Raw genomic sequence first — 4,199 nt, forward strand, 5'->3', positions numbered from 1 at the left:
CTTCTCGCCCTCTTTGCGCCCCTGCACTTCCTCCAGCGAGAGCCCGAGTAGGCTCTGGTAGCGCTCCCGCATCTGGGCGTCCAGCGCGATTAAAGCCACGTCCCGATCCCGGTTGCGTAGCTCTTCTTCGAGAAGCTGGGCACGCAGCGGCTGTACGAGCCGGTAGCGATAGGCTCCTTCTTCGCCAGAGCGCTCCCAGGTGAACCCGAGCAGCTCCGCCACCTGCCGCATGACCTCTCGCAAGGGCCGCCCCGTGCAAAAAATCGTCAGGTTGTCATCGGCCACGCCCCGTCCCGCCGAGAGAGCGATCCCCGTCTCCTCCGAGAGCTTCTGGCAGAGCTGAGAGAGCGATGTCGCTTTAAGCCGAAGCGTGACTTTGCGCTGAAGTCGCGCATCCACGATCTGCCGCTCCCGCGCATAGCCGACAAGCGCCTCACCGCCCGCTGTCAGAGCCGCCACGCGTGGCACGGGCACGTCCACAAAAGAGTCCCCCTTACCTACCGTTGGGAGAAGCTGTGCCAAAAGCGCACTGGCCTCATCGGGCTGGAAGCGGGCCGACCAGCGTGTCAGCGAGAGAACAGGATCGGGATTGAGATAGAGCAGCTCGTCTCCAGAAATACTCGATCTTACTTTTGCCAACGCTGCCAACTTTGGTACTTGCGTCTTTTGTGTTTTTTGTGTTTTTTGTGTTTTTTGTGCTCGTGCCATTTTTGTCGGCGGTACGACGGCCTGCTTTTTGTCTCTTGGTATGGGGCGTAGCGCAGAGCGAGTAGGCTCCGTCGTCTTTGGCATGGTCTGCTGTTGCCGTCCGGCAAGAAACGCGAGGCTTGCCGTGAGCGCCAGAGCACCCGTTCCTCCGATCACAAAGAGCGCGGGACGCAAGATGGGGAAACGAAAGAGTGGCATTGGGTTGCGCCTGCTGACTTCTGCCAACACACGGCTATCAAAGTCCGGGGAGAGCGGGGCCACAGGCAGCTCACGCAGACCTGTCGAGAGCAATGTCTCGACATCATCTTGATTGTTATACATGGTTGGATTCCTCCTGAACCGCTTCGTAGAGCTGGCGAAAACGGGTGCGTGCGGCACTGAGCCGGGAGCGAACGGTGCCGACAGGGATTTTGAGCAGAGCAGCGATCTCTTCGTAGGAGAGTTCTTCCAGCTCTCGCAGAACCAGCGCCGCTCGCAGCGGTGGGGTTAGCTCATCCAGCAAACTCGATACCAGCAGACGTGCATCCTGCACCTGCCCCGATGTGGAAGTGTGGATTTCAGCAAAAGTGTCCTCGAAAGCAACCTCGCGGCGGCGGGTTCTTCGCCGTGTGTGGTCAATGCAGACTCTCGTGGCGATGCGCAGGAGCCATGTCGAGAACGGAGCCTCGCCTCGGTAGCTTTTTATCTGGGTCAGCGCACGAACCAGCGCCTCTTGTGCCACATCTTCCGCCTCATCCGGGCGGCGCAGAATATGCGTCGCCAGTCGGACAACACAGCTCCGGTAGCGGCTCAGAAGCCACTGTTGCGCCTCTCTCTCGCCCCGTTTCGCCCGCGCTATCCACGCCTCTTCCAGTGCTGAGGCAAGCTCAGGCGCAGAAGAATTGCAAAGCACAACAGTAGGCTCCGTTCGGGTCATGTACAAAGGACGCTACGACAAGGCTGGAAAGTTCGCTCGACGTCAAAATCAACTAAGCAACACAGAAAAGCCAAACGATACAATAGACACAGAGGTTAGCACTATGTCCGTAACAACAGAAGAAAGAATTCGTCACCTAGAAGCCGATGTCGAGTGGCTCAAAGCGCAGGTCAGCCCACAGCGCCCTGGAGTGGTCGGTAAGACACACCCTGATTTTTTAAAGACCTGTGTCGGAATCTTCGCAAATAATCCCCTGTTTGAGGAGATGGATCAACAGATTCAGGCAGAGCGGGAAGAGGAGCGACGCCTTGCCCGAGAGATAGATACCAACGAATGATCTATCTGCTTGATACGGATCATGTCAGCGTTTTTCAGAGAGGGGGAGAGCTGGCTGACCCTTTACTCTCACGTCTTCAGGTACTCCCCCCTGATGATTATGGCACTACGATCATTACCTACGAAGAGCAGTGCCGTGGCTGGACAGATCGCATTCATCAAGCTCGCAATGCAAAAGGGCGTGTTCTGGCATACCAGTGCTTGAGTGATAACCTACGCTTTTTTTCGAGAATTTCAGTCTGGGATTATTCTTTAGAAGCGGAAGCTCAGTTTACGCGTCTCGGCACAATCAATATAGGAACAAAAGATAGGCGAATAGCTGCAATCGCTCTCGCTACGAATGCAACCGTTTTGACCCGCAACCGACGAGACTTCGATAAGATTCCAGGGCTTCGTACAGAAGACTGGACAGTGGAGCCAAATTTAGATGTTTGATGTTCTAGTAATCGGAGGCGGGCACGCGGGGTGCGAGGCGGCGCTGGCTTCGGCGCGGCTGGGCTGCAAGACGCTTCTGGTGACAGGGCGGCTGGACCGGATCGGGTGGCTGCCGTGCAACTGCTCGATTGGTGGCCCGGCAAAAGGCCACGTGGTGCGGGAAGTAGACGCGCTCGGCGGGGCGATGGGCTTTATCTCCGACCAGACTCTTACGCACATTCGGATGCTCAACACGGGAAAAGGCCCCGCCGTTCGGGCGATCCGGGCACAAGTGGATGTCGAGAAGTACCCGGCAGCGATGCAGGCCTATCTCGCGGCGCAAGAGAATCTCACGCTCCGTGAGGCGATGGTGGAAAATTTGCTCGCCGAGGGCGGGCGTATTTGTGGCGTCACTCTTTCTGATGGGACGCAGCTTCTGGCCAAGACCGTCGTCGTTACCACGGGGACGTTTCTACGCGGCCTCTGCCATCGGGGCGAGGACAAGTGGGAGGCGGGGCGCAACGACGAGGCGGCGGCCTATGGGCTCTCAGCATCACTCTCTTCGCTGGGCTTTCCGCTGCTGCGCCTTAAAACCGGGACGACGCCCCGGATGGATAAGAACACGATTGACTTTACGCGCACCGAAGCGCAGCCCAGCGAGCCGGACTGTCCGTCGCTGAGCTTTCGGACGCCCAAAAAATCGCACACGGGGCTGCTGGCGGCGTATCTGACCTGGACCAACGAGGCAACCCATAAAGTCATCCGCGATAACCTCCACCGCTCGGCGATGTACGGCGGGCAGATCGAGGGGGTCGGGCCGCGCTACTGCCCCAGCATTGAGGATAAAGTCGTGCGCTTCGCCGACAAGGAGCGCCACCAGGTCTTTCTGGAGCTGGAGGGCTGGGACACCAACCAGGTCTATGTCCAGGGCATGAGCACGAGCCTCCCCGCCGAGGTGCAGGCGGAGTTTGTCAAGACGCTCCCCGGTCTAGAAAATGCCGTGATGCTCAAGCCGGGCTACGCCGTGGAGTACGATGCCGTCCCGCCCACGGAATTAACATCGGCGCTCATGACCAAGCGGGTCGAGGGGCTGTTCTTTGCTGGGCAGATCAATGGGACGTCGGGCTACGAAGAGGCGGCGGGCCAAGGGCTGATCGCGGGCGTGAACGCGGCGCTCTATGTGCAGGGCCGCAAGCCGTGGAGCCTGACCCGCAGCGATGCCTACATGGGCGTCATGGTGGACGATCTCGTCACTAAAGGCGTGAACGACCCGTATCGTCTGCTCACCAGCCGCGCCGAGTTCCGCCTGACCCTGCGCAACGACAACGCTGATCTCAGGCTCACTCCGATGGGCCGCGCCTTGGGGCTGGTGGACGATGCTCAGTGGGAGCTTTTCCAGGGGCGCAAAGCACGCATCGAGCATGTGGAGAAGACCCTTACCCAAAACACCGTCGGGGGGCTGGATAGCGCACGCCTCGAAGCGCTTGGCTTTGCGCCCGTCACCACGCGCCTCTCCTACCTTGACCTGCTCCGCCGCCCGGAAGTCAGCCTAGAATCGGTCGCAAATCTCGCCGGGCTCGATCCCACGCACTACGCCGACGGCCTGGAGCAGTGCTTCATCACCGCCCGCTACGATGCCTACATCCGCCGCGAAGAGATGCAGATTGATGTCGCCCGCCGCGCCGACCACCTCGCCCTCCCCGCTGATCTGGACTACGCGCTCGTCCCGTCCATCGCCAACGAAGCATTAGAGAAATGGAGCCGCCTCCGCCCCACCACGCTCGGGCAAGCGGCGCGGATACCCGGCATCAACCCCGCCGACATC

5 protein-coding genes are annotated in these 4,199 nt (G+C 59.7%); 3 read left to right on the forward strand and 2 right to left on the reverse strand.

Annotated features, from left to right (window positions below):
* On the reverse strand, positions 1-1,029 hold a 1,029-nt coding region (locus RMO15_RS26035), incomplete at its 3' end, for a hypothetical protein (RefSeq protein WP_309719657.1).
* Positions 1,022-1,624, reverse strand: a complete 603-nt coding sequence (locus tag RMO15_RS26040; protein WP_309719659.1) for an RNA polymerase sigma factor — start codon at positions 1,622-1,624, stop codon at positions 1,022-1,024. The genes RMO15_RS26040 and RMO15_RS26035, both read right to left, overlap by 8 nt.
* Before the next feature lie 103 nt (positions 1,625-1,727).
* On the opposite strand from RMO15_RS26040, the gene RMO15_RS26045 reads away from it, so the two are divergent.
* The 3 genes from RMO15_RS26045 to mnmG all read left to right on the forward strand — a co-directional run.
* Positions 1,728-1,961, forward strand: coding sequence for a hypothetical protein (locus RMO15_RS26045; RefSeq protein WP_309719661.1), 234 nt, complete (start codon positions 1,728-1,730; stop codon positions 1,959-1,961).
* Positions 1,958-2,395 carry a type II toxin-antitoxin system VapC family toxin gene (locus tag RMO15_RS26050; RefSeq protein ID WP_309719664.1) on the forward strand — a complete coding sequence of 146 codons (438 nt, stop codon included), beginning with the start codon at positions 1,958-1,960 and terminating at the stop codon, positions 2,393-2,395. The genes RMO15_RS26045 and RMO15_RS26050 overlap by 4 nt, the downstream gene beginning before the upstream one ends.
* On the forward strand, positions 2,388-4,199 hold a 1,812-nt coding region (gene mnmG, locus RMO15_RS26055; RefSeq protein WP_309719667.1), incomplete at its 3' end, for a tRNA uridine-5-carboxymethylaminomethyl(34) synthesis enzyme MnmG. The genes RMO15_RS26050 and mnmG, both read left to right, overlap by 8 nt.

It is taken from the genome of Armatimonas sp. (genome assembly GCF_031410135.1).
Taxonomy (GTDB): Bacteria; Armatimonadota; Armatimonadia; order Armatimonadales; family Armatimonadaceae; genus Armatimonas.